The sequence below is a fragment of the Enterobacter cloacae complex sp. IR5458 genome (genome assembly GCF_049238025.1).
In the GTDB taxonomy this organism is placed as follows: Bacteria; Pseudomonadota; Gammaproteobacteria; order Enterobacterales; family Enterobacteriaceae; genus Enterobacter; species Enterobacter kobei.
In genome coordinates this window covers 62,561-83,735 of the sequence record NZ_JBMKIF010000014.1, presented here as the reverse complement: position 1 = coordinate 83,735, position 21,175 = coordinate 62,561, and the positions used below count along the sequence as shown (strand labels likewise).

The window sequence follows — 21,175 nt, the reverse complement described above, 5'->3', positions numbered from 1 at the left end:
CATCTGTTATCCCGAAATATCCGTGAATCACCTTCACGGAAGAATGTGTGAGTCATTGCCCTTAATGGTCTGCTCGTTAGCCAGAACCGGCATCGAACATGTAATTGAGAATCATTCAACCATGCAGAAATGTAGTAGTAAATGAAAAAAGGTAAAAATTGGCTACACAGGCGAAACGTGACGGAAATACAAAGGGTTAACCATTTAATTGATTGAAAAATAGATACTTATTTGAGTTTTGTGTCGCGTGTAAATGCCCCGTTACCCCTGGTTTTTTAAGGGTATTTCTTCACTTGACTACTACATGACGCGGCGGCAAACTCTCAAAAGAGAATGATTTTTATTTATATTTATTGCTGTTTTTCATTACGTTGGCATTCACGTGGCTCACAACACCCAAAAACCGGGACTGGTTCTGGAGAATCTTTCTGCCGGTTACCAGAAAAAAATCATCGTTGATGATATCTCCCTTGCGATTCCGCAGCAGAAAATAACCGTTCTGGTGGGCGCGAACGGCTGCGGAAAATCGACGCTGCTGAGTACGATTGCGCGCTTACTCCAGCCGCTGGGCGGCGCGGCCGTTCTCGACGGCAAGGCAATCCACGCGCAGCCGACAAAAGCGGTCGCCCGCCAGCTTGGCATCCTGCCGCAGTCGCCGCTGCTGCCGGAAGGGTTAACCGTTTTCGAGCTGGTCTCGCGCGGGCGTTTCCCGTGGCAGAATTTTATGCGCCAGTGGAGCGATGAAGACGAGCGGGCGGTGGAAGAGGCGCTGCGCCTGACCGGCACGGCGGAGTTTGCCCATATGCCCGTCGAAAGCCTGTCCGGCGGCCAGCGTCAGCGCTGCTGGATCGCCATGGCGCTGGCGCAGCAGACGCCGTATATCCTGCTGGATGAACCGACCACCTTCCTCGATCTCCGTTACCAGGTGGAGATCCTGGAGCTGCTGCATACGCTGACGCGCGCGCATGGACGTACCGTGGTAGTGGTGCTGCACGACCTTAACTTCGCCGTGAATTATGGTGATTCACTGGTCTTTTTACGCCAGGGAAAAGTGGAGGGCGTATTACATGAGGGCGACGTCTGCACGCCGGCGTTGATTAAAGCGGTATTTGATGTCGACGTGCATATGTCCATCAATCCGCTGACCGGCAAACCGTTCTTTATGCCGTTCCGCCAGGTCACGGAACAGCCATGATGCGCACCTCTCTGGCTTTCCTGCTTTTCACCTTGCTGCTGGCGATGGGCGCGATTGCGCATCTGGGTATCGGTGCGCGTTTTATCGCCCCGAAGACGGTGGTGGAGGCCTTCTTCCATTTCGACCCGCGTAATTTCGACCATAACATCATTATCAAACTGCGGCTGCTGCGTCTCTGCGGCGCGATGGTAACAGGTGCTGCCCTCGGCGTCGCGGGCGTGCTGCTGCAATCCGTGATCCGCAACCCGCTCGGCGAACCGCATATTCTGGGGCTCAATGCCGGGGCGGCACTGGCGGTGGTACTGACGAGCGCGCTTGGGCTCACGCTGCCGTTTGGACGCCCGCTGATTGCCGCCGCTGGCGCCGCTGCGCTGTTTCTGCTGGTACTGATGTTCTCCTCGTCCGGCCGCGCCGGACTCACACCGATGAAGGTGACCCTGTGCGGCGTGGCGATGTCGGCGTTTGCCGCGTCGATTACCGCCACGGTGCTCATACTGGATGAACAGACGCTGCTCGCCATGCGGACCTGGCTGGCGGGAGATTTAGCAGGGCTTAGCGGTGAAACGATCGCCGCTGCCCTGTGGGTGGCGGCCATGGGGTTTGTGCTGGCGCTCGGGTTATCGCCCTCGCTCAATATGCTGGCGATGGGCGACAGGATGGCGCAGGGGCTGGGCGTGTCGCTGCTGAAAACCCGCCTGCTCGCTCTGCTTTCTATCGCGCTGCTCTGCGGGGCGGCGGTCTCCCTCGCCGGGCCGATTGGCTTTATCGGCCTTGTGGTGCCGCAGCTCATTCGCCGTGTGGTGTCGGTCGATCTGCGCGTGATGGTGCCGCTCTCTGCCTTGTGCGGGGCACTGGTTCTGCTGCTGGCGGACATTGCCGCCCGCACGCTGTTTACGCCCTGGGAGCTGGCAACCGGCATCATGACTGCCCTGGTCGGCGCGCCCGTCTTTATCTTCATGGCTGCAAGGATGTTCAAATGAACCGGGCTGGATTGCGCGCGTTACGCGTGGGGGCTTTCTCGGCGCTGGTTCGTCCAAAAGCGCTGGCGTGCCTGGCCGTGCTGACACTGGCAGCCTGCGTGCTAACCGCTTTTGGCCTGACGCACGGCTCGCTTCCCGTCCCCGCATCCGCCATTGGGCGGGCGCTGTTTTATCCCGAAAGCCTGACCCCAGAGACGCACTACATCGTGATGGATATCCGTCTGCCGCGCCTGCTGATGGCGGTACTGTGCGGCGCGATGCTCGGCATGGCTGGCGCAGCAATGCAGTCCATTACCCGCAATGGCCTGGCGGACCCGGGGCTTATCGGCGTGAAAGAGGGCTGTAGCGCGGCGGTACTGCTGCTGATTTTTCAGTTTCCGGCGCTGGGACTAGGCTGGCGGCCGCTGGTCGGCATAGCCGGAGGCCTACTCACTGCGCTGCTGGTGGTGGCCCTGGCGCGTGATATTTCGCGTCCACGATTCATTCTGATCGGCATCGGCGTTTCATGGGCCTTCGCCGCGGCAATGGGCGTCTTTATGACCACGGCGGACGTGCGCGACGTGCAGACGGCGATGCTATGGCTGGCGGGAAGCCTGCACGCGGCAAACTGGACGCTGGTCAGCATTGCGGCGGCCTGGTCGCTTCCGGCATTTGCGCTGCTGTTATTAACCGCCCGCGCTGCCGACGTGGCGCTGCTCGGCAACCACGCGGCGGCGGGGCTGGGGGTGCGCACGAACCGACTGGCGCTGCTGCGCGTTCTCGCCCCGGTGGTGCTGACGGCGGCCTGCGTCTCCTGCGTGGGCAGTATTGGTTTTGTCGGGCTTATTGCGCCACATATGGCGCGCCTGCTGCTGCGCGGCGGGCAAACCGCGTTCCTGACGGGAAGCGCCGTGCTGGGGGCGCTGCTGGTGCTGCTGGCGGATAACGTCGGGCGGCTGGCATTCCTCCCGCTGCAGCTGCCTGCGGGCATTGTGATTTCACTGATTGGTGGACCCTTTTTCCTGCTGCTGCTCTGGCAGCGTCGGGACAGATTTTAGGAGACGATGATGCGCGTACTGTTTGCGATGCTGTTGCTGGTGGGCTTTGCGGTGAGTGCGGCCGAGCCGACCCAGACGTTTACGGACGATCTGAACCGGAAAGTGGTGGTACCGGTACATCCGAAACGGATCGTCTCGTTACACGATCTGGATATCACCATTCCACTGATTGAGCTTGGCGTACCGCCCGTGGCGAGCCATGGCCGCACGCGACCGGACGGTAGCCACTTTCTGCGGTCCAGCGGCATGTTGACCGGCGTCGACTTCGATAATTCCGACATCAAATTTATCGGCACTGCCGATATCGACATTGAGGCCATCGCCGCGGCAAAACCGGACCTGATCATTACCGAGCCGACCCGCAACACGCCGGTAGAGCAGCTGGAAAAGATTGCCCCGACGGTGAGTATCGATCATCTCGATGGCGGCGCGCCGGAGATCTACCGCAAACTGGCGCAGCTGACGGGCACGCAGGCGCGGCTCAAGGTTCTTGAACGCCGTTATCAGGAACAAATCAAGGCGCTGAAGGCGACTATCGACACACGCAAAATCAGCGTGTCGGTGATTCAGGCTAATCAGGGGAAAATCAACGCCATGCACAGCTACCATTCGCTGGGGCGCGTCCTGCGTGATGCCGGGTTTACCTTCCCGCCGCTGATTGAGTCCATCCCGGAGGGCGGACGGATTGACGTCAGTGCTGAACGGCTGCCGGAGCTGGATGCTGATTTCGTTTTCGCTACCTGGCGCGGGGATACGGGCGGCAAACCGCAGGATGAGCTGGCAGCAATGGATGCGGTCATGCCCGGCTGGTGTCAGTTCCTGAATGCCTGCCGAACCGGCCACTACGTACTGATCTCGCGCGAAGAGGCCATCTCGAACTCGTTCGCCTCGTTAGGGCTCATGGCCGCGCAGGTGCAGTCGCAGATTGCCGGACGTCCTTTGCCGGAGGCGTCACGATGAGCCGAAAAGTCGATGTTTTCGGCGACCGCCTCCGCTCGCGGGCGCACCAGCTTACGCCGCGGCTGCTGCTGGTGGCGCGCTATATCAATGAAAATCGTGAAGCGGTGATGGAACAGACGGCGATGGAGATCGCGACGCTGCTTAAAACGTCGGATGCAACCGTCGTCCGCGCCATCCAGGCACTCGGTTTTGGTGGATTGCGCGATCTCAAGCAGACGCTGGAGCAGTGGTTTGGTCCGGTGGTGACCTCCAGCGAAAAGATCTCCACCACGGTGAATACGCTTACCAGCGACGTCAATGCGAGCATTGATTTCGTGCTGGAGGGGCACCAGCATACCTGTAACGTCTTGTCTGAACCCCACAACCGCCTCGCGATGGCGCAGGCGGTCTCACTGCTGGCTCAGGCGAGGCAGGTTGCCCTATTTGGTATTGGCGCGTCCGGGATTCTGGCCGAATACACCGCCAGATTGTTCAGCCGGATGGGACTCCCCGCCATGCCGCTCAACCGTACCGGGATAGGGCTTGCGGAACAGTTGATTGGGCTCCAGCGCGGCGATGTGCTGATCATGATGGCGCAAAAATCTGCGCATCGGGAAGGACAAACCACGCTGCGCGAAGCGAAACGCCTGGGGATCCCCACCGTTTTGCTGACCAATGCCACCGACTCGCAATTTAGTAAAGAGGCCAGCGTGGTGATCCACGTCCCGCGTGGCGGAGAGAAGGGTAAAATCCCGCTTCATGGCACGGTGCTGCTGTGTCTGGAGATGATTGTTTTATCCGTTGCCTCCACCGAGCCGCAGCGCACCATTAAGTCGATGAAGCGTATCAATGAGTTGCATCGTGGGTTAAAGCCGGGGAAGAAAAGCGGTTAAAAACAGTCGGGGGCCCCCCCCGACTCGTGGATCACGCTTTAGGAATACGCAGCGTCTGGCCCGGGTAGATTTTATCCGGGCTGGAGAGCATCGGGCGATTGGCCTCGAAAATCTTGTTGTACTGGTGGGCATCGCCGTACACGGTTTTGGAGATGGCGCTCAGGGTATCGCCGGATTTTACCGTGTAGTAGGTGGCTTCATCTTTGGCATCGGTCGCGGTGATATTGTTCTCCACCTCGCTGACGCCCGCGATGTTCCCGACGGCGACCTGGATTTTCTCTTTCTGCTCCTGGGTTAGCCCGTCGCCCGTTACGCTGGCTTTGCCGTCGGTAACGTTAACCTGGACTTTGTCTGAACCGGGAATGTTGAGTTTCTTGAGGTGCTCGGTGATTTTGTCGCCCTGGCCTTTATGATCGGTCAGGTTATCCCACAGCTTTTCGCCTGCTTCTTTTACGAAGTTAAAAAGACCCATTCCATCCTCCTGTTAATCATGAAGTCAGAATAAGCATAGCAGTTGAGGTTTAAGGTGCTAAAAAAGCCCGGTGGCGCTAACGCTTACCGGGCCTACGGTTCAGGTTTTGTAGGCCGGGTAAACGCAGTGCCACCCGGCAAATTCCACGAACTTAAACCCCTTGCTCCAGAATACGGATGTGGGTCTCCAAAACGTCACCTTTCACCGCATCGCTCCACGCTTTCATATGTGCGGTCTGCAAATGCGCTTCAAGATGGGCGACGGTTTCCCACTGCTCAACCATGATAATGGAGTCTGGCGCGGTGGCCTGGAAGCTTGCGTCGGTAGCGGCGTCCACCATCGGCGCGTAGCCGTGGCAGCCTTCTTCTTTCAGTACGGTTGGGATAATTTTCGCGAACTGATCCAGCACCGCCTGACGGTGATGTTGACCTGGACGAGTACGGATTTCTGCGATTACTGTAAGCATGGTTACTACTCCTTTAATTCCAGGCTACCAGTTAAGCAAAAATTTTCGCGAGATGCTTGCGATATTCTGCGATATAGCTCGGGACGTCCGGCATTTTAATCACGTCGTTGACGATAAAGGTCGGCAGCGGATCCATCCCCAGGAACTGGTTCGCCTTGTGGAACGGCAGATACGCACCGTCGACCCCCACGCCTTCAAAGAACTGATCTTTTTCGGTGAAGGCTTCCAGAGGAGCGTTCCAGGTCAGGGAAAGCATATATTTTTTGCCCTGAATCAGACCGCCGGAACCGTATTTTTTCGACGCGTCTGAACGGGTGCGGCCGTCGCTGGCATACAGTGAACCGTGACCTTCGGTGAAGACGTCGTCCATGTACTTTTTCACCGTCCACGGTGCGCCCATCCACCAGCCCGGCATCTGCCAAATCACTACGTCGGCCCACAGGAAGTTCTGCACTTCCGCCTTCACGTCATACTCGCTGTCCGCACGCACGACCTTAACATCATGCCCGGCGTCGCGCAGGAAACCATCCGCGACCTCGGTCAGGGTGTCATTCAGTTGGCCTTTAGAGTGCGCAAATTCTTTTGCGCCGTTGATAATCAAAATGTTGCTCATTATTTGTCCTCGTGGCTGAGAGTATGCCGGGTATTCTACGCGCGAGGACGGAGCGGAAAAATGAGCAAAATGTGCAAAGTCTTTTGCGTTAAATGCAATAATCTTTTACCAGCTGACGTTCACTTCGAAGCCGCCTTCAGGGGCGTTGCCCAGCGCGACGTGCATCCCGTGCAGGGCGGCGATGCGTTTCACAATGGATAACCCCAGCCCGCTTCCGGTGGCATCCTGACCTGGCGGACGGTAAAAGCGCTCGCCGAGACGCGCCAGCGCATCGGGGGAAATACCCGGGCCGTTGTCGCGCACGGTAAAGCGACGCGCATCCAGCGTCACATCCACCACGCTGCCGCGCGGACTGTAACGGGTGGCGTTATCCAGCAGGTTACGTACCAGCAGGCTCAGGAGCAGTTGCTGACCCGTGCGCGTCACCTCTGGCGCGTTAATGTTCAGACGAATATCAATGCCCGCCTGCTGCGCCGGAGGGTAGATATCCATTACCGCGGACTGCAGCAAATCGGCCATCGCTATCTGTTCTACACCGTCCAGGCTGTCCAGCGAGTCCAGACGCGACAGCGTGAGGAGCTGATCCACCAGACGGGACGCGCGATCGATGCCCGCGTGCAGCTGCGTCAGCGCTTTTTCCTGCGCCTGCGGATCGTCCTGAGAGAGCTGCGCCACGTCGGTTTGCACCTTCAGCGCCGCCAGCGGGCTGCGTAATTCATGGGCGGCATCGGAGGTAAAACGGCGCTCGCGGGTCATCATCTCCTGGGTACGCGCAAAGAGATGATTCAGCGAGTCGAGCAGGGGGCGCACTTCCGCCGGTACGCCCTGGATGGGCAGGGCATCGGTGGCATCCGGCGAGCGAGCGCGCAGGGTCTGTGCCAGCTTTTTCAGCGGTTTCAGTTCCCGACTCAGCAGGACAATAAGCAACAGCAGCATTACCGGCAGCGCCACCAGCCAAGGCGTCAGCTGTGAGCTGACGACGTCGAGCGCCATATCCTGCCGGTACTCCCACTCCTGGCCGACCACCACGCGGTATTTCCCGTCTGGCGAGGTCAGCCATAAAAAGCGCCATTCGTCGTTATCGTCCTGAAGCCGTCCGTCGTCAAAGCCGTCACGGCGATAGTGATACGGGATATCGCGGCCGTTTTCGCCGTCGTTCAGGATCATCGTGCCGTCTGAAGCGTAAATCGCAAAGGCCAGCGCGTCGTCGTCAAGATGCCCGTGTTTGGCTTTTTTCGGCACCTCTCGCATGCGCGCCGGCGCATGAAGCTCGTCCAGTTCCATCGTCAGCAGTCGTTTGGCAAACAGCATCTGCTGCGTATCGAACAGCTTATCCAGCTTGTGGGTGGTCTGCTGCCAGGCCACCAGGCTGGCGGCGAACCATGCCGTTAGAGAGAGGACTAAAAACAGCAGCATCAGGCGCAGCTTCAGGCTCAATTTCATGCGTCACCCAGGGTATAACCGATGCCGTGTACGGTGCGGATAAAGTCGCTTCCGAGCTTGCGGCGTAAATGATGAACATGGACTTCGACGGCATTGCTGGAGACGTCATCGTCCCAGGTATAGAGTTTTTCCTCGATCAGCTTGCGCGGCAGTACCCGGCCTGCGTTACGCATTAACAGCTCCAGCAGCGCGAACTCTTTAGGCTTAAGCGTTAACGTTTCGCCATCCAGCGTGGCGATAAGGCTCGCTGGATCGAGCGTGACCTTGCCGTGGCGCAGTTCGCTGCGCGTCTGGCCGTGGCTGCGGCGCACCAGCGCTTCAAGGCGGGCAGCCACTTCGATCAGGGCAAAAGGCTTACAGAGATAATCGTCCGCCCCGAGGCGCAGCCCTTCAACACGCTGGTTCAGCGCATCCCGCGCCGTCAGGATCAGTACCGGCTCGCTGTGTCCGCCTTCACGCCAGGCGCGCAGAATGTCCAGACCGTCAATTTCCGGCAGCGTCAGGTCCAGCACCACGGCATCATAGGGCGCGGAAGCGAGCGCGGCCTGCCCGGTTTTCCCCTCGGTAAACCAGTCCACACTAAAGCCCAGTTTGCTTAAGCCCGCTTTGATGCCATCGCCGATGAGCTTGTCATCTTCTACCAGTAAAATGCGCATGTTCCCTCCTTGATGCCGCCAGTAAACCCTCTCTAAGCGGCTGGTGTACAGTAAAAATAAATAAATTTTCCCCTTAAGAAGTTGTTAAGGATTACCCTGTTTAATGGACTGCGAAACGACATTAAAGGGAGAGATTACGATGAAAAAATTCGCTGCAATTGCTGCCATCATGATGATGACCACCGCGCCGGTCTTTGCTGCTCAGGGCGGTTTTAGTGGCCCATCCGCCACGCCGGCCCAGACGCAAACTCAGCAGGGCGGTTTTGTCGATAACAACGCCAACCTCACCACCGCGGCTAAAGTGAAAGATCTGAAGGACGATGCCTGGGTGAAGCTGCGCGGGAACATTACCGAGCGCCTGTCCGATGACCGCTACACCTTCCGCGATGAGTCCGGTACCGTGGTGGTCGAAATTGATCACAAGCGCTGGAACGGCGTGACCGTGACCCCGCAGGATAAAGTGGAGCTGCAGGGTAAAGTCGATAAAGACTGGAACGAGTTTGAAATCGATGTGAAGCAGGTTATCAAGCTGAACAAATAACCCGAAAAGGGCCGCTCACCCGGCCCTTTTTCTTTGTGACTCAACTCGTCAGATAGGGTAGTATCTGCGGCAATATTGCCTGAAACCCATCGGTTTCTGAGTTGAGGAATCACACGTAATGAGCGATATGGCAGAGCGCCTCGCGCTACATGAATTCACGGAAAACGCCTACCTGAACTACTCCATGTACGTCATCATGGACAGGGCGTTGCCGTTTATCGGGGATGGCCTGAAGCCGGTTCAGCGCCGCATCGTCTATGCGATGTCCGAACTGGGGCTGAACGCCACCGCCAAGTTCAAGAAATCCGCCCGTACCGTCGGTGACGTGCTGGGTAAATACCATCCGCACGGCGACAGCGCCTGTTATGAAGCGATGGTCCTGATGGCGCAGCCGTTCTCTTACCGCTATCCGCTGGTGGATGGTCAGGGGAACTGGGGGGCACCGGACGATCCGAAATCCTTCGCGGCGATGCGTTATACCGAATCTCGTCTCTCTAAATATGCCGAAGTGCTGCTGGGCGAGCTGGGTCAGGGAACCGTTGACTGGGTGCCAAACTTCGACGGTACGATGCAGGAGCCGAAGATGCTGCCTGCGCGTCTGCCAAACATCCTGCTGAACGGTACCACCGGTATTGCGGTCGGTATGGCGACAGATATTCCGCCCCACAACCTGCGTGAAGTGGCGAAAGCCGCCATCACCCTGATTGAGCAGCCTAAAACGTCGCTCGACGAGCTGCTGGATATCGTTCAGGGGCCGGATTATCCGACTGAAGCGGAAATCATCACCTCGCGTGCGGAAATTCGCAAAATCTACCAGAACGGTCGCGGCTCCGTGCGCATGCGCGCGGTGTGGAATAAAGAAGACGGCGCTGTGGTGATCACCGCGCTGCCGCACCAGGTTTCCGGCGCGAAAGTGCTGGAGCAGATCGCCTCCCAGATGCGCAATAAAAAGCTGCCGATGGTGGACGACCTGCGCGACGAATCTGACCACGAGAACCCGACCCGTCTGGTGATCGTGCCGCGCTCCACCCGCGTGGACATGGAGCAGGTGATGAACCACCTGTTTGCCACCACCGATCTGGAAAAAAGCTACCGCATCAACCTGAACATGATCGGTCTTGACGGACGCCCGGCGGTGAAAAACCTGCTGGAGATCCTCTCCGAATGGCTAACGTTCCGTCGCGATACGGTCCGCCGTCGTCTTAACCATCGTCTGGAGAAAGTGCTGAAGCGCCTGCATATCCTCGAAGGTTTGCTGGTGGCGTTCCTCAATATCGACGAAGTCATTGAGATCATCCGTACCGAGGACGAGCCGAAGCCGGCCCTGATGTCGCGCTTTGGCATCAGCGAGACGCAGGCGGAAGCGATCCTCGAACTGAAACTGCGCCATCTCGCCAAACTGGAAGAGATGAAGATCCGCGGTGAACAGAACGAGCTGGAAAAAGAGCGCGATCAGCTGCAGGCGATCCTCGCGTCCGAGCGCAAGATGAATAACCTGCTGAAGAAAGAGCTGCAGGCGGATGCTGATGCCTTCGGCGACGATCGTCGTTCTCCGCTGCACGAGCGCGAAGAAGCGAAGGCAATGAACGAGCATGACATGCAGCCTTCCGAGCCGGTGACCATTGTGCTGTCGCAAAGCGGCTGGGTGCGCAGCGCCAAAGGCCATGATATCGACGCGCCGGGTCTCAGCTACAAAGCCGGAGACAGCTTTAAAGCGGCGGTGAAAGGCAAGAGTAACCAGCCGGTGGCGTTTATCGACTCCACCGGTCGCAGCTACGCCATCGACCCTATCACGCTGCCTTCCGCGCGCGGCCAGGGCGAACCGCTTACCGGTAAGCTGACGCTGCCGCCGGGGGCGACGGTTGATCATATGCTGATGGAAGCCGATGACCAGAAGCTGCTGATGGCGTCTGACGCGGGTTATGGCTTTATCTGTACCTTTAACGATCTTGTGTCGCGTAACCGTGCCGGTAAAGCGCTGATTAGCCTGCCGGACAACGCTCGCGTGATGACGCCGCTGGTGATCGAGAACGAAAGCGATATGCTGCTGGCGATCACCTCCGCCGGACGCATGCTGATGTTCCCGGTCAGCGACCTGCCGGAGCTGTCGAAAGGGAAGGGCAACAAGATCATCAACATCCCGTCGGCGGAAGCCGCGAAAGGTGAAGATGGTCTGGCGCACCTCTTCCTGCTGCCGCCGCAGAGCACGCTGACCATTCATGTTGGCAAGCGTAAGATCAAACTGCGCCCGGAAGAGCTGCAGAAAGTGGTGGGCGAACGCGGTCGTCGCGGTTCGCTGATGCGCGGCCTGCAGCGTATCGACCGTGTGGAGATAGATTCACCGGCGCGCAGCAGCGCGGGTGACAGCGAAGAGTAGTCTCGTGATATCCCCCTCCGTCCGGAGGGGGAAGTTCAATAAAATTTCCCGTAAAATCGTTGTTAATTCGTGCGTTGCGATTAACAATACGCGCTCGTAATAAAGTCCTTACCTGGCCACAGGTGAAGTATAATTGTCAGCTGTTGGGGCTTCAGAGGTCGCTATGCTATATATTGTTCGTCTTATTCTTACCGTTATCTACTGTATTCTGGTCTGTGTTTTCGGCTCAATTTATTGCCTGTTCAGCCCGCGCAATCCTAAGCACGTTGCCACCTTCGGCCATATGTTCGGCCGCCTTGCACCGTTGTTTGGTCTGAAGGTTGAAAAACGCCTGCCTGAAGGGGCAGAGAACTTCGGTAATGCCATCTATATCGCCAACCATCAAAACAACTACGATATGGTGACGGCCTCCAATATCGTTCTGCCGCCGACCGTGACGGTGGGGAAAAAGAGCCTGCTGTGGATCCCGTTTTTTGGCCAGTTGTACTGGCTGACCGGTAACCTGCTGATCGACCGTAATAACCGCGCAAAAGCACACAGCACCATTGCGGAAGTGGTGAATCATTTTAAAAAGCGCAAAATATCCATCTGGATGTTCCCGGAAGGGACGCGTAGCCGTGGGCGTGGCCTGCTGCCGTTTAAAACGGGCGCTTTTCATGCCGCAATTGCGGCGGGTGTTCCAATTATTCCTGTGTGCGTTTCCAATACTTCGAATAAGATTAATCTTAACCGCCTGAATAATGGTCTGGTGATTGTCGAAATGTTGCCGCCTGTCGATACCAGCAAATACGGTAAAGACCAGGTACGCGAGCTGGCAGCACATTGCCGCGAGCTGATGGCTCAGCGTATTGCGCAGCTGGACAAAGAAGTCGCAGAAAGAGAAGCCGCCGGTAAGATTTAATCCGGCGTTAAAGGGAAAACGAATTCCCGCGTTGTTAGTCGTTTCAGATGGAGCTTATATGTCACTCAGTCGGCGTCAGTTTATTCAGGCTTCGGGGATTGCCCTCTGTGCGGGTGCGATGCCGCTGACAGCCAGCGCCGCCGGGCAGCAACAGCCGCTGCCCATTCCGCCGTTGATTGAATCCCGTCGCGGCCAGCCGCTATTTCTGACGCTACAGCGCAGCCACTGGTCCTTTACCCAGGGCACGCGCGCGCAGGTATGGGGCATTAACGGGCGCTACCTCGGGCCAACCGTTCGCGTGTGGAACGGCGATGACGTTAAGCTCATTTACAGCAACCGCACCACTGAAAATGTTGCCATGACCATCAGCGGTTTACAGGTTCCAGGCCCGCTGATCGGTGGCGCGGCGCGCATGATGTCTCCCAACGCCGACTGGGCACCCGTCCTGCCGATCCGTCAGAGCGCGGCAACGCTGTGGTATCACGCCAACACGCCTAACCGCACGGCGCAGCAGGTCTATAACGGTCTGGCCGGGATGTGGCTGGTGGAAGATGAGGTCAGCAAGTCGCTGCCGATCCCGAACCACTACGGCGTGGATGATTTCCCGATCATTATTCAGGACAAGCGCCTGGATAACTTTGGCACGCCGGAGTACAGCGAGCCGGGGAGCGGTGGCTTTGTTGGCGATACGCTGCTGGTAAACGGTGCGCAAAGCCCGTATGTCGAAGTTTCCCGCGGTTGGGTGCGTCTGCGTTTGCTTAATGCCTCTAACTCCCGTCGTTATCAGCTGCAGATGAGCGATGGCCGCCCGCTCCACGTGATCTCCGGCGACCAGGGTTTTTTACCTGCGCCGGTCTCCGTTAAGCAACTGGCGCTGGCGCCGGGGGAACGTCGGGAAATTCTGGTGGATATGACCAACGGGGATGAAGTCTCTGTCACCTGTGGCGAAGCCGCGAGCATTGTTGACCGTATTCGCGGGTTCTTCGAGCCGTCGAGCATTCTGGTCTCCACGCTGGTGTTAACCCTGCGTCCAACCGGCCTGCTGCCGCTGGTCACCGATAGCCTGCCGATGCGTTTGCTGCCGCAGGAGATCATGGGCGGTTCGCCGGTGCGCAGCCGTGATATCAGCCTGGGCGACGATCCGGGCATCAACGGCGCGCTGTGGGACGTCAACCGTATCGACATCACCGCCCAGCAGGGCACCTGGGAGCGCTGGACGGTCCGTTCAGATATGCCGCAGTCGTTCCATATTGAAGGGGTGTCATTCCTGATCCGTAACGTCAACGGTGCGATGCCGTTCCCGGAAGATCGCGGCTGGAAAGATACCGTCTGGGTGGATGGTCAGGTCGAACTGCTTGTCTACTATGGCCAGCCTTCGTGGCCGCACTTCCCGTTCCTGTTCCATAGCCAGACGCTGGAGATGATGGACAGGGGCTCCGTGGGGCAGATGTTGATCAACCCCGCGCCATAACCCCCTGACATTCCCGGTTCGCCGGGAATGTGTTATGCCCGCCAGAAAAAGCGCGAGAACAGAATCAGCACCGGGTAGATTTCCAGACGCCCTAAGATCATCGCCGCGCACATCAGCAGTTTTGCCCCTTCGGTTAAGGTGCCAAACGTTGATGCTGTCTCGCCAAAACCCAGCCCCATATTGTTGATACAGGCGGCAACCGTGGCGAATGACGTAAACAGGTCATAGCCCATCAGATTAAGCGCCCAGACAAAAAATCCGGTAATCATCACGTAGAGAAAAAAGAAGCTCCATACCGAACGCAGAACGCGTTCATTCACCACGCTTTTGCCCACCTTAATACTCAGCAGCGCGCGCGGATGAGCCAACTGATTCATCTCCTGAATACTCTGCTTAAACATAATGAGAAAACGCAGCGCTTTGATCCCGCCGCAGGTCGAGCCGACGCAGCCACCAAAGAAGCTGGCGCTCAACAGTAAAAAGATGGTGTGGGCAGGCCATTGGGCATAGTCGGCCGTCGCGAGACCGTTATCGGTCATCATCGAGCTGGCAAGGAAGAAAGCGTGTACCAGGCTATCCGTGGGGTTGTACATTCCCGCATGCCAGACCTGCCAGGCGGTAATGAGGATAATCACCGCGGCGGCACTGAGAAAGAATTTGACCTCCGGGCTGCGGCGGATCGGTTTCAGGGTGCGTCTGACAATGGCGACGTACCAGAGGGTAAAGTTAAAGGCAGAAAGCAGCGAAAAGGCCCCGGCAACCAGTTCAATTGCGTGGCTGTCATAAAAGCCAATGCTCTCGCTGCGGGTAGAAAACCCGCCCAGTGACACAGTTGAAAGCCCGTGACAGATGGCGTCAAAAACGGGCATCCCCGCCAGCCAGTAGGCCAGCGTGCAGGTCACGCCCAGCGCGAAATAGGTCAGCCACAGGGTACGCGCAGTATCGGCAAGCCGGGGCGTCAGGCGCTCCTCTTTGAACGGCCCGGGCATTTCTGACTGATACAGCTTCATGCCCCCGATGCCCAGCAGCGGCAGTACTGCGACGGCCAGCACGATGACGCCTAACCCGCCAATGAAGTTGAGCTGGGCGCGATAATAAAGGTACGACTTAGGCAGGGCGCTGACGTCCCCGATCACCGTTGCCCCGGTGGTGGTGATTCCGGACACCCCTTCGAAGAGCGCATCCGCAAAAGAGAGATGTAGACCATCATCCATCCAGAGCGGCATGGCGCTGATCACTGAAAACAGCAGCCAGAACAGCACAATGATCACGAAACCGTCACGGGTGCGCAGCTGTATGCCGGCGTGACGGGTCGCCCGCCAGGTTAACCCCCCGAGGCTGAAAAAGGTCAGAAACGTGGTTAAAAACGCAAAGTAGGTCCGCTCTTTGTGCAGCAGGGCAATGACCATCGGCGGCAGCATTGAAAGGCTGTACAGCAGAACCAGGAAACCGCAGAGGTGGAGCACAACCCGCAGTTGAGACACATGTAACGAATCGTTGAACTTCACACGGAAACTCCACGCCAGAATGCCTCCCGGCGGCAGAGAACCGGAGGCGTCAGGGGTAATTATGATGCAAAATTAACAGTGCGCTGTATTTTAACGACTTCCGCGATTTTATGTCTGCTTCCTGCATCCTTTTCTTCAAATTGGATGGATGAACAGCGTATAATCCCGCTCCTTTTGTCTATTTTTTCTTCGGAAGCATTATGAGCGCCATTTCCCTGATCCAGCCGGATCGTGACCTCTTCTCCTGGCCCCAGTACTGGGCGGCCTGCTTTGGACCGGCGCCGTTCCTGCCGATGTCCCGGGAAGAGATGGACCAACTTGGCTGGGACAGCTGCGATATCATTCTGGTCACAGGCGATGCCTATGTTGACCATCCGAGTTTCGGCATGGCCATCTGCGGCCGTATGCTCGAAGCGCAGGGCTTCCGTGTGGGGATCATCTCCCAGCCTGACTGGAACAGCAAAGACGACTTTATGCGTCTGGGTAAACCGAACCTGTTCTTCGGCGTGACCGCGGGCAACATGGATTCGATGATCAACCGCTATACCGCCGACCGTAAGCTGCGCCATGACGATGCCTATACGCCGGATAACGTGGCGGGCAAACGTCCGGACCGCGCTACCCTCGTCTACACCCAGCGCTGTAAAGAAGCCTGGAAAGACGTGCCGGTGATCCTGGGTGGCATTGAGGCGAGTCTGCGCCGCACCGCGCATTACGACTATTGGTCAGATACCGTTCGCCGCTCGGTGCTGGTGGATTCCAAAGCCGATATGCTGATTTACGGCAACGGTGAACGTCCGCTGGTGGAAGTGGCGCATCGTCTCTCGCAGGGTGAACCGGTGAGCAGCATCCGCGACGTGCGCAATACCGCCATCATGGTGAAAGAGGCGCTGCCGGGCTGGAGCGGGGTGGATTCCCGCATCATTGATATGCCGGGCAAAATCGATCCTATCCCACACCCGTACGGCGAAGATTTGCCGTGTGCGGATAATAAACCGGTTGAGCCAAAGAAAGCGGAAGCAAAGGCGATTGTCGTGCAGCCGCCGCGCCCGAAACCGTGGGAAAAAACCTACGTGCTGCTACCGTCTTACGAGAAGGTGAAGGCTGACAAAGTTCTCTACGCCCATGCGTCCCGTATTTTGCACCACGAAACCAACCCGGGCTGTGCCCGCGCGTTAATGCAGAAGCACGGCGAGCGCTTTATCTGGATCAACCCGCCAGCGATCCCGCTCTCCACCGAAGAGATGGACAGCGTCTTTGCGCTGCCGTACAAGCGCGTGCCGCATCCGGCGTACGGCAACGCCCGTATCCCGGCGTATGAGATGATCCGTTTCTCGATCAACATCATGCGCGGCTGCTTCGGCGGGTGTTCATTCTGCTCTATTACCGAGCACGAAGGCCGTATTATTCAGAGCCGCTCTGAAGATTCGATCATCAATGAGATCGAAGCGATTCGCGACACGGTGCCAGGCTTTACCGGTGTGATCTCTGACCTTGGCGGTCCAACCGCGAACATGTATATGCTGCGCTGTAAGTCGCCGCGCGCGGAGCAAACCTGCCGTCGTCTCTCCTGCGTCTATCCGAGCATCTGCGAGCATATGGATACCAACCACGAGCCGACGATCAATCTCTATCGTCGTGCCCGCGACCTGAAGGGCATCAAGAAGATCCTGATTGCCTCGGGGGTGCGTTACGACATCGCCGTGGAAGATCCGCGCTACATCAAAGAGCTGGCGACCCACCATGTGGGCGGCTACCTGAAGATTGCACCGGAGCACACCGAAGAAGGTCCGCTGTCGAAGATGATGAAGCCGGGTATGGGCAGCTATGACCGCTTTAAAGAGCTGTTCGACACGTATTCAAAGCAGGCGGGCAAAGAGCAGTACCTGATCCCGTACTTTATCTCCGCGCACCCCGGCACGCGTGATGAGGATATGGTGAACCTGGCACTGTGGCTGAAGCAGCGTCGCTTCCGTCTGGATCAGGTGCAGAACTTCTACCCGTCACCGCTCGCCAACTCGACGACCATGTATTACACCGGCAAGAACCCGCTGAGTAAGATTGGCTACAAGAGTGAAGAGGTGGTGGTGCCAAAAGGGGATAAACAGCGTCGTCTGCATAAAGCGCTGCTGCGTTATCATGACCCGAAAAACTGGCCGCTGATCCGCCAGGCGCTGGAAGAGATGGGTAAAAAACACCTGATCGGTTCACGCCGCGACTGTCTGGTACCGGCCCCGACGCTGGATGAGATGCGCGAAGCGCGTCGCCAGAACCGCAATACGCGCCCGGCGCTGACCAAGCACACGCCGATTGTGCATCAGCGTTCGAACGGTAATTCGAATGCGAAGAAGCCCGTGAAGCGCAAAGCGTAAATAAAAAACCCCGGCAAGCCGGGGTTTTTTATGTAGACACGTAGGCCGGGTAAGGCGAAGCCGCCACCCGGCTTTTTTTAACCGCCAAACTGATCCGGGTCCGGCCCTAAGCGTTTGCCCTTCTCCAGCTTCGCAATCTCACCCAGCTCATCTTTGTCCAGGCGGAAATCCCAGACGTCGAAGTTCTCGGCAATACGTGATGGCGTGACTGATTTCGGAATAACGACCAGGCCGTTGTCCAGATGCCAGCGAATGACGATCTGTGCGGGCGTTTTGCCGTATTTATCCGCCAGGTCGCGGATGATTTTCTGATCGAAGACCCCCTCGCCACCCTGCGCCAGGGGGCTCCAGGATTCGGTCTGGATCTTGTGGGTCGCATTCCAGGCGTGAAGCTGGCGCTGTTGCATCAGCGGGTGCAGCTCGATCTGGTTAATCACCGGTGCGATGCCTGTCTCATCAATCAGGCGCTGCAGGTGATGAACCTGGAAGTTACAGACGCCGATGCTTTTCACCAGCCCCTCTTTTTGCAGTTCAATCATCCCTTTCCAGGCATCAACATAATGGTCGATGGCGGGAACCGGCCAGTGCATCAGATACAGATCGACGAAATCGAGCTGAAGTTTCTCCAGACTCTCCTGCAGGGCTTCGCGAGGGCGTTTTTGATCGTCATTCCACAGTTTCGTGGTAATGAATAATTCATCGCGGGGGACGCCGGCGCTGGCCAGTGCAGTGCCTACGCCGTCCTCGTTTTTGTAGGCGGCGGCGGTATCAATTGACCGATAGCCGACTTCCAGGGCTTTATGAATGGCGGAGACGACCTCGTCGTTACCGGCTTTCCATACACCTAGCCCCAACTGGGGCATCACGTTGCCATCCTGCAGCTTGATTACGGTTTGGTTTGCCATTTTTCCTCCTTCAGGTGCGCATCGCCGGAGGGGGGCTCCGGCGATGGGGTGTGCATTAAGTCTGGACGAAATGTCAAAAAACGAAAGTCGGGAGGACAAAAACGCTTAGCGTGCCGCTTCGTAGATACGGCGGCTGACGTCCAGCGTAATGTCACCGTGCTCGCCCAGTTGGGTCATGCCGTGCGCGTCGAGTTTCTCCAGCAGAGCAGGGATAGAACTGCCATCCAGGCCGTAGCCAGACAGGCGCGTTGGTACGCCCAGGCTTTCGAAGAAGTTGCGTGTCGCTTCGATGGCCGCGTCAATACGCGCATCGTCAGAACCCTCGGTGATGTTCCACACGCGCTCTGCGTACTGCAGCAGTTTGGCGCGTTTGGTATCCCGTTTTTCGTTCCACAGCGCAGGCAGAACCACCGCCAGCGTCTGAGCGTGATCGAGACCGTGCATCGCCGTCAGTTCGTGACCCAGCATGTGGGTCGCCCAGTCCTGCGGCACGCCAGCGCCGATCAGACCGTTCAGCGCCTGCGTTGCCGCCCACATGACGTTGGCACGAACGTCATAGTTTTCCGGCTCTTTCAGCGCTTTCGGACCTTCTTCAACCAGCGTCAGCAGAATGCCTTCCGCGAAACGATCCTGAATTTTGGCATTCACCGGGTAGGTCACGTACTGCTCAACGGTGTGAACAAAGGCATCAACCACACCGTTCGCTACCTGACGTGCAGGCAGGGTATAGGTGTAAACCGGGTCGAGGATAGCGAAGACAGGCTGCACGTGCTCGTTCATAAAGGCCTGTTTGTCACCGGTGGTTTTACGGGAGATCACTGCGCCTTTGTTGGATTCGGAACCGGTGGCTGGCAGGGTCAGCACGGAGCCCATCGGGATTGCGCTTTTAATGTCGCTGCCGCGGGTTTCCAGGATGTGCCACGGGTCAACGCCGTCAGCGTAGTGCGCTGCCGCCGCGATGAACTTCGTGCCATCCAGAACGGAACCGCCACCGACCGCCAGCAGGAAAGTAATGTTTTCTTCACGGGCGATTTTTACCGCATTCATCAGCGTTTCGTAAGACGGGTTTGGCTCGATGCCGCCGAACTCACGCACGTCCAGACCGTCCAGGGCGCTGTAAACCTGATCCAGCACGCCGGTTTTTTTCACGCTGCCGCCACCGTAGGTGATCAGGACACGCGCATCAGCGGGGATCTGCGCACGCAGGTCAGCGATTGCGTCTTTGCCAAACAGAATGCGGGTTGGGGTATGGAGATTAAAATTGTTCATTGCTCGTTCCCTTTAGTGGGTGAAAAACCGTGGCGGCACTGATGCCTGCCTGATGCTGCACATTGTGGCGCTCCGGGACTAGGCTCTCAATGCACATTCCTGCCAATGTCTTGCCCATTTCTACAGAGCGCTGGAGAAACCTCGGGAAAGTGCGCAAACTGTGAAAGTCGGAAAACGTACCCGGAGTAACGAAAAATGAACCGTGAAGCGATCTGCCTTCAGCTTACCGCGCAGATTAAGAGACTGATAGATAATAAAAATAGTGTCAGCGATCCGTTGCCTGATATTCGTCTGCTCTATGGCACGCAGCCCGGGACGCGCACGCCAGTGATGTACCAGCCGGGCATCGTTTTTCTCTTTTCGGGCCATAAAATTGGTTATATCAATGACCGCGTGTTCCGCTACGACACCAATGAATATCTGCTTCTGACAGTACCTTTACCCTTTGAATGTGAAACTTTCGCGACAGAGGAGGTCCCGCTGGCGGGTATTCGCGTTAATGTCGATATCCTTCAGTTGCAGGAACTGCTGATGGAGATAGGCGAAGATGAACTCTTCCAGCCGTCGATGGCTTCAAGCGGGATTAACTCGGCCACGCTGTCTGAAGAGATCCTGTGCGCCATCGAGCGTCTGCTGGACGTCATGGAGCGGCCGCTGGACGCGCGTATCCTGGGCAAGCAGATCATTCGCGAAATTCTCTATCATGTGCTGCTGGGCCCTGGCGGGGGAGCGTTGCTGGCGCTGGTGAGCCGACAGACCCACTTCAGTCTGATAAGCCGCGTGCTCAAGCGTATTGAGAGCCAGTACACGGAAAACCTCAGCGTCGATCAGCTCGCCGCGGAAGCGAACATGAGTGTCTCGGCGTTTCACCATAACTTTAAATCGGTGACCAGCACCTCGCCGCTGCAATACCTCAAGACCTACCGGCTGCATAAGGCGCGGATGCTGATGATCCACGACGGCATGAAGGCCAGCGCGGCGGCAATGCGGGTGGGCTATGAGAGTGCGTCGCAGTTTAGTCGGGAGTTTAAGCGCTATTTCGGCGTCACGCCGGGAGAAGATGCGTCGCGTATACGAATGATGCAGGGCGCCTGACGAGAAACGTAGGCCGGGTAAGGCGTAGCCGCCACCCGGCTT

General features: G+C 57.6%; 19 protein-coding genes. 11 read left to right on the top strand and 8 right to left on the bottom strand.

Annotated elements, in window-relative coordinates; translation table 11 throughout:
* Positions 1-382 precede the first annotated feature (382 nt).
* Genes ACOTYN_RS13385 through ACOTYN_RS13365 form a run of 5 tightly spaced genes read left to right on the top strand, consistent with a single transcriptional unit; the run spans position 383 to position 5,044 of the window.
* A complete protein-coding gene (locus tag ACOTYN_RS13385) occupies positions 383-1,195 on the top strand; it encodes an ABC transporter ATP-binding protein (RefSeq protein WP_023331315.1) in 813 nt (270 codons plus the stop codon).
* On the top strand, positions 1,192-2,175 hold the full coding sequence (locus ACOTYN_RS13380) for a FecCD family ABC transporter permease (RefSeq protein ID WP_014885253.1): 984 nt from the start codon (positions 1,192-1,194) through the stop codon (positions 2,173-2,175). Before ACOTYN_RS13385 ends, ACOTYN_RS13380 begins: the two co-directional genes overlap by 4 nt.
* Positions 2,172-3,212: an iron ABC transporter permease gene (locus ACOTYN_RS13375; RefSeq protein WP_332958034.1), complete on the top strand. Its 1,041-nt coding sequence runs from the start codon at positions 2,172-2,174 to the stop codon at positions 3,210-3,212. The genes ACOTYN_RS13380 and ACOTYN_RS13375 overlap by 4 nt, the downstream gene beginning before the upstream one ends.
* A 9-nt stretch (positions 3,213-3,221) precedes the next feature.
* Complete coding sequence (locus tag ACOTYN_RS13370; RefSeq protein WP_332958032.1) at positions 3,222-4,172, top strand: iron-siderophore ABC transporter substrate-binding protein; 951 nt, start codon at positions 3,222-3,224, stop codon at positions 4,170-4,172.
* Positions 4,169-5,044, top strand: coding sequence for a MurR/RpiR family transcriptional regulator (locus tag ACOTYN_RS13365; protein ID WP_014885250.1), 876 nt, complete (start codon positions 4,169-4,171; stop codon positions 5,042-5,044). Before ACOTYN_RS13370 ends, ACOTYN_RS13365 begins: the two co-directional genes overlap by 4 nt.
* A 31-nt stretch (positions 5,045-5,075) precedes the next feature.
* On the opposite strand, the gene lysM is transcribed toward ACOTYN_RS13365, so the two are convergent.
* The 5 genes from lysM to qseB form a co-directional block, all read right to left on the bottom strand.
* The gene (gene lysM, locus ACOTYN_RS13360) at positions 5,076-5,516 is read right to left on the bottom strand and encodes a peptidoglycan-binding protein LysM (protein WP_332958030.1); all 441 of its coding nucleotides are present in this window, start codon (positions 5,514-5,516) and stop codon (positions 5,076-5,078) included.
* A 151-nt stretch (positions 5,517-5,667) separates the two neighbouring features.
* Positions 5,668-5,982 carry a putative quinol monooxygenase gene (locus ACOTYN_RS13355; protein ID WP_008502984.1) on the bottom strand — a complete coding sequence of 105 codons (315 nt, stop codon included), beginning with the start codon at positions 5,980-5,982 and terminating at the stop codon, positions 5,668-5,670.
* Positions 5,983-6,013: 31 nt separating this feature from the next.
* Positions 6,014-6,595, bottom strand: coding sequence for an NAD(P)H-dependent oxidoreductase (locus ACOTYN_RS13350; protein WP_014885247.1), 582 nt, complete (start codon positions 6,593-6,595; stop codon positions 6,014-6,016).
* 105 nt (positions 6,596-6,700) lie between these two features.
* On the bottom strand, positions 6,701-8,038 hold the full coding sequence (qseC, locus tag ACOTYN_RS13345; protein WP_332958028.1) for a quorum sensing histidine kinase QseC: 1,338 nt from the start codon (positions 8,036-8,038) through the stop codon (positions 6,701-6,703).
* Entirely contained in the window at positions 8,035-8,694 is a 660-nt protein-coding gene (gene qseB / locus ACOTYN_RS13340) for a quorum sensing response regulator transcription factor QseB (RefSeq protein ID WP_014885245.1), read from the bottom strand. Before qseB ends, qseC begins: the two co-directional genes overlap by 4 nt.
* 139 nt (positions 8,695-8,833) lie before the next feature.
* Here qseB and ACOTYN_RS13335 point away from each other — a divergent pair, with 139 nt between their 5' ends.
* The 4 genes from ACOTYN_RS13335 (at position 8,834) to ftsP (ending at position 13,984) form a co-directional block, all read left to right on the top strand.
* Positions 8,834-9,235: a YgiW/YdeI family stress tolerance OB fold protein gene (locus ACOTYN_RS13335; RefSeq protein WP_014885244.1), complete on the top strand. Its 402-nt coding sequence runs from the start codon at positions 8,834-8,836 to the stop codon at positions 9,233-9,235.
* 118 nt (positions 9,236-9,353) lie between these two features.
* The gene (parC, locus tag ACOTYN_RS13330; RefSeq protein ID WP_048996877.1) at positions 9,354-11,612 is read left to right on the top strand and encodes a DNA topoisomerase IV subunit A; all 2,259 of its coding nucleotides are present in this window, start codon (positions 9,354-9,356) and stop codon (positions 11,610-11,612) included.
* A 163-nt stretch (positions 11,613-11,775) separates the two neighbouring features.
* Complete coding sequence (gene plsC / locus ACOTYN_RS13325; protein WP_014885242.1) at positions 11,776-12,513, top strand: 1-acylglycerol-3-phosphate O-acyltransferase; 738 nt, start codon at positions 11,776-11,778, stop codon at positions 12,511-12,513.
* 58 nt (positions 12,514-12,571) lie between these two features.
* Positions 12,572-13,984, top strand: a complete 1,413-nt coding sequence (gene ftsP / locus ACOTYN_RS13320) for a cell division protein FtsP (RefSeq protein ID WP_023331309.1) — start codon at positions 12,572-12,574, stop codon at positions 13,982-13,984.
* 32 nt (positions 13,985-14,016) lie between these two features.
* Here the strand turns inward: ftsP and ACOTYN_RS13315 are convergent, their stop codons facing one another.
* Positions 14,017-15,492 (bottom strand): TrkH family potassium uptake protein, encoded by a 1,476-nt coding sequence (locus ACOTYN_RS13315; RefSeq protein ID WP_014885240.1) that lies wholly within the window; start codon positions 15,490-15,492, stop codon positions 14,017-14,019.
* 200 nt (positions 15,493-15,692) lie between these two features.
* Between ACOTYN_RS13315 and ACOTYN_RS13310 the strand changes: the two genes are divergently transcribed.
* The gene (locus ACOTYN_RS13310; RefSeq protein WP_023338788.1) at positions 15,693-17,864 is read left to right on the top strand and encodes a YgiQ family radical SAM protein; all 2,172 of its coding nucleotides are present in this window, start codon (positions 15,693-15,695) and stop codon (positions 17,862-17,864) included.
* Between the two features lie 77 nt (positions 17,865-17,941).
* On the opposite strand, the gene dkgA is transcribed toward ACOTYN_RS13310, so the two are convergent.
* Both dkgA and yqhD read right to left on the bottom strand, forming a co-directional pair.
* Positions 17,942-18,769 (bottom strand): 2,5-didehydrogluconate reductase DkgA, encoded by an 828-nt coding sequence (gene dkgA, locus ACOTYN_RS13305; RefSeq protein WP_014885238.1) that lies wholly within the window; start codon positions 18,767-18,769, stop codon positions 17,942-17,944.
* 105 nt (positions 18,770-18,874) lie between these two features.
* Entirely contained in the window at positions 18,875-20,038 is a 1,164-nt protein-coding gene (gene yqhD, locus ACOTYN_RS13300) for an alcohol dehydrogenase (protein ID WP_023331305.1), read from the bottom strand.
* Positions 20,039-20,233: 195 nt separating this feature from the next.
* Here yqhD and ACOTYN_RS13295 point away from each other — a divergent pair, with 195 nt between their 5' ends.
* Positions 20,234-21,133: an AraC family transcriptional regulator gene (locus tag ACOTYN_RS13295; protein WP_332958024.1), complete on the top strand. Its 900-nt coding sequence runs from the start codon at positions 20,234-20,236 to the stop codon at positions 21,131-21,133.
* The last annotated feature ends 42 nt before the right edge of the window (positions 21,134-21,175 follow it).

Coding starts and splice junctions, on each gene's coding strand:
- ACOTYN_RS13380 (WP_014885253.1), top strand. CDS start 1,192: ATGATGCGCACCTCTCTGGCTTTCCTGCTTTTCACCTTGCTGCTGGCG.
- ACOTYN_RS13375 (WP_332958034.1), top strand. CDS start 2,172: ATGAACCGGGCTGGATTGCGCGCGTTACGCGTGGGGGCTTTCTCGGCG.
- ACOTYN_RS13370 (WP_332958032.1), top strand. CDS start 3,222: ATGCGCGTACTGTTTGCGATGCTGTTGCTGGTGGGCTTTGCGGTGAGT.
- ACOTYN_RS13365 (WP_014885250.1), top strand. CDS start 4,169: ATGAGCCGAAAAGTCGATGTTTTCGGCGACCGCCTCCGCTCGCGGGCG.
- lysM (WP_332958030.1), bottom strand. CDS start 5,516: ATGGGTCTTTTTAACTTCGTAAAAGAAGCAGGCGAAAAGCTGTGGGAT.
- ACOTYN_RS13355 (WP_008502984.1), bottom strand. CDS start 5,982: ATGCTTACAGTAATCGCAGAAATCCGTACTCGTCCAGGTCAACATCAC.
- ACOTYN_RS13350 (WP_014885247.1), bottom strand. CDS start 6,595: ATGAGCAACATTTTGATTATCAACGGCGCAAAAGAATTTGCGCACTCT.
- qseC (WP_332958028.1), bottom strand. CDS start 8,038: ATGAAATTGAGCCTGAAGCTGCGCCTGATGCTGCTGTTTTTAGTCCTC.
- qseB (WP_014885245.1), bottom strand. CDS start 8,694: ATGCGCATTTTACTGGTAGAAGATGACAAGCTCATCGGCGATGGCATC.
- ACOTYN_RS13335 (WP_014885244.1), top strand. CDS start 8,834: ATGAAAAAATTCGCTGCAATTGCTGCCATCATGATGATGACCACCGCG.
- parC (WP_048996877.1), top strand. CDS start 9,354: ATGAGCGATATGGCAGAGCGCCTCGCGCTACATGAATTCACGGAAAAC.
- plsC (WP_014885242.1), top strand. CDS start 11,776: ATGCTATATATTGTTCGTCTTATTCTTACCGTTATCTACTGTATTCTG.
- ftsP (WP_023331309.1), top strand. CDS start 12,572: ATGTCACTCAGTCGGCGTCAGTTTATTCAGGCTTCGGGGATTGCCCTC.
- ACOTYN_RS13310 (WP_023338788.1), top strand. CDS start 15,693: ATGAGCGCCATTTCCCTGATCCAGCCGGATCGTGACCTCTTCTCCTGG.
- dkgA (WP_014885238.1), bottom strand. CDS start 18,769: ATGGCAAACCAAACCGTAATCAAGCTGCAGGATGGCAACGTGATGCCC.
- yqhD (WP_023331305.1), bottom strand. CDS start 20,038: ATGAACAATTTTAATCTCCATACCCCAACCCGCATTCTGTTTGGCAAA.
- ACOTYN_RS13295 (WP_332958024.1), top strand. CDS start 20,234: ATGAACCGTGAAGCGATCTGCCTTCAGCTTACCGCGCAGATTAAGAGA.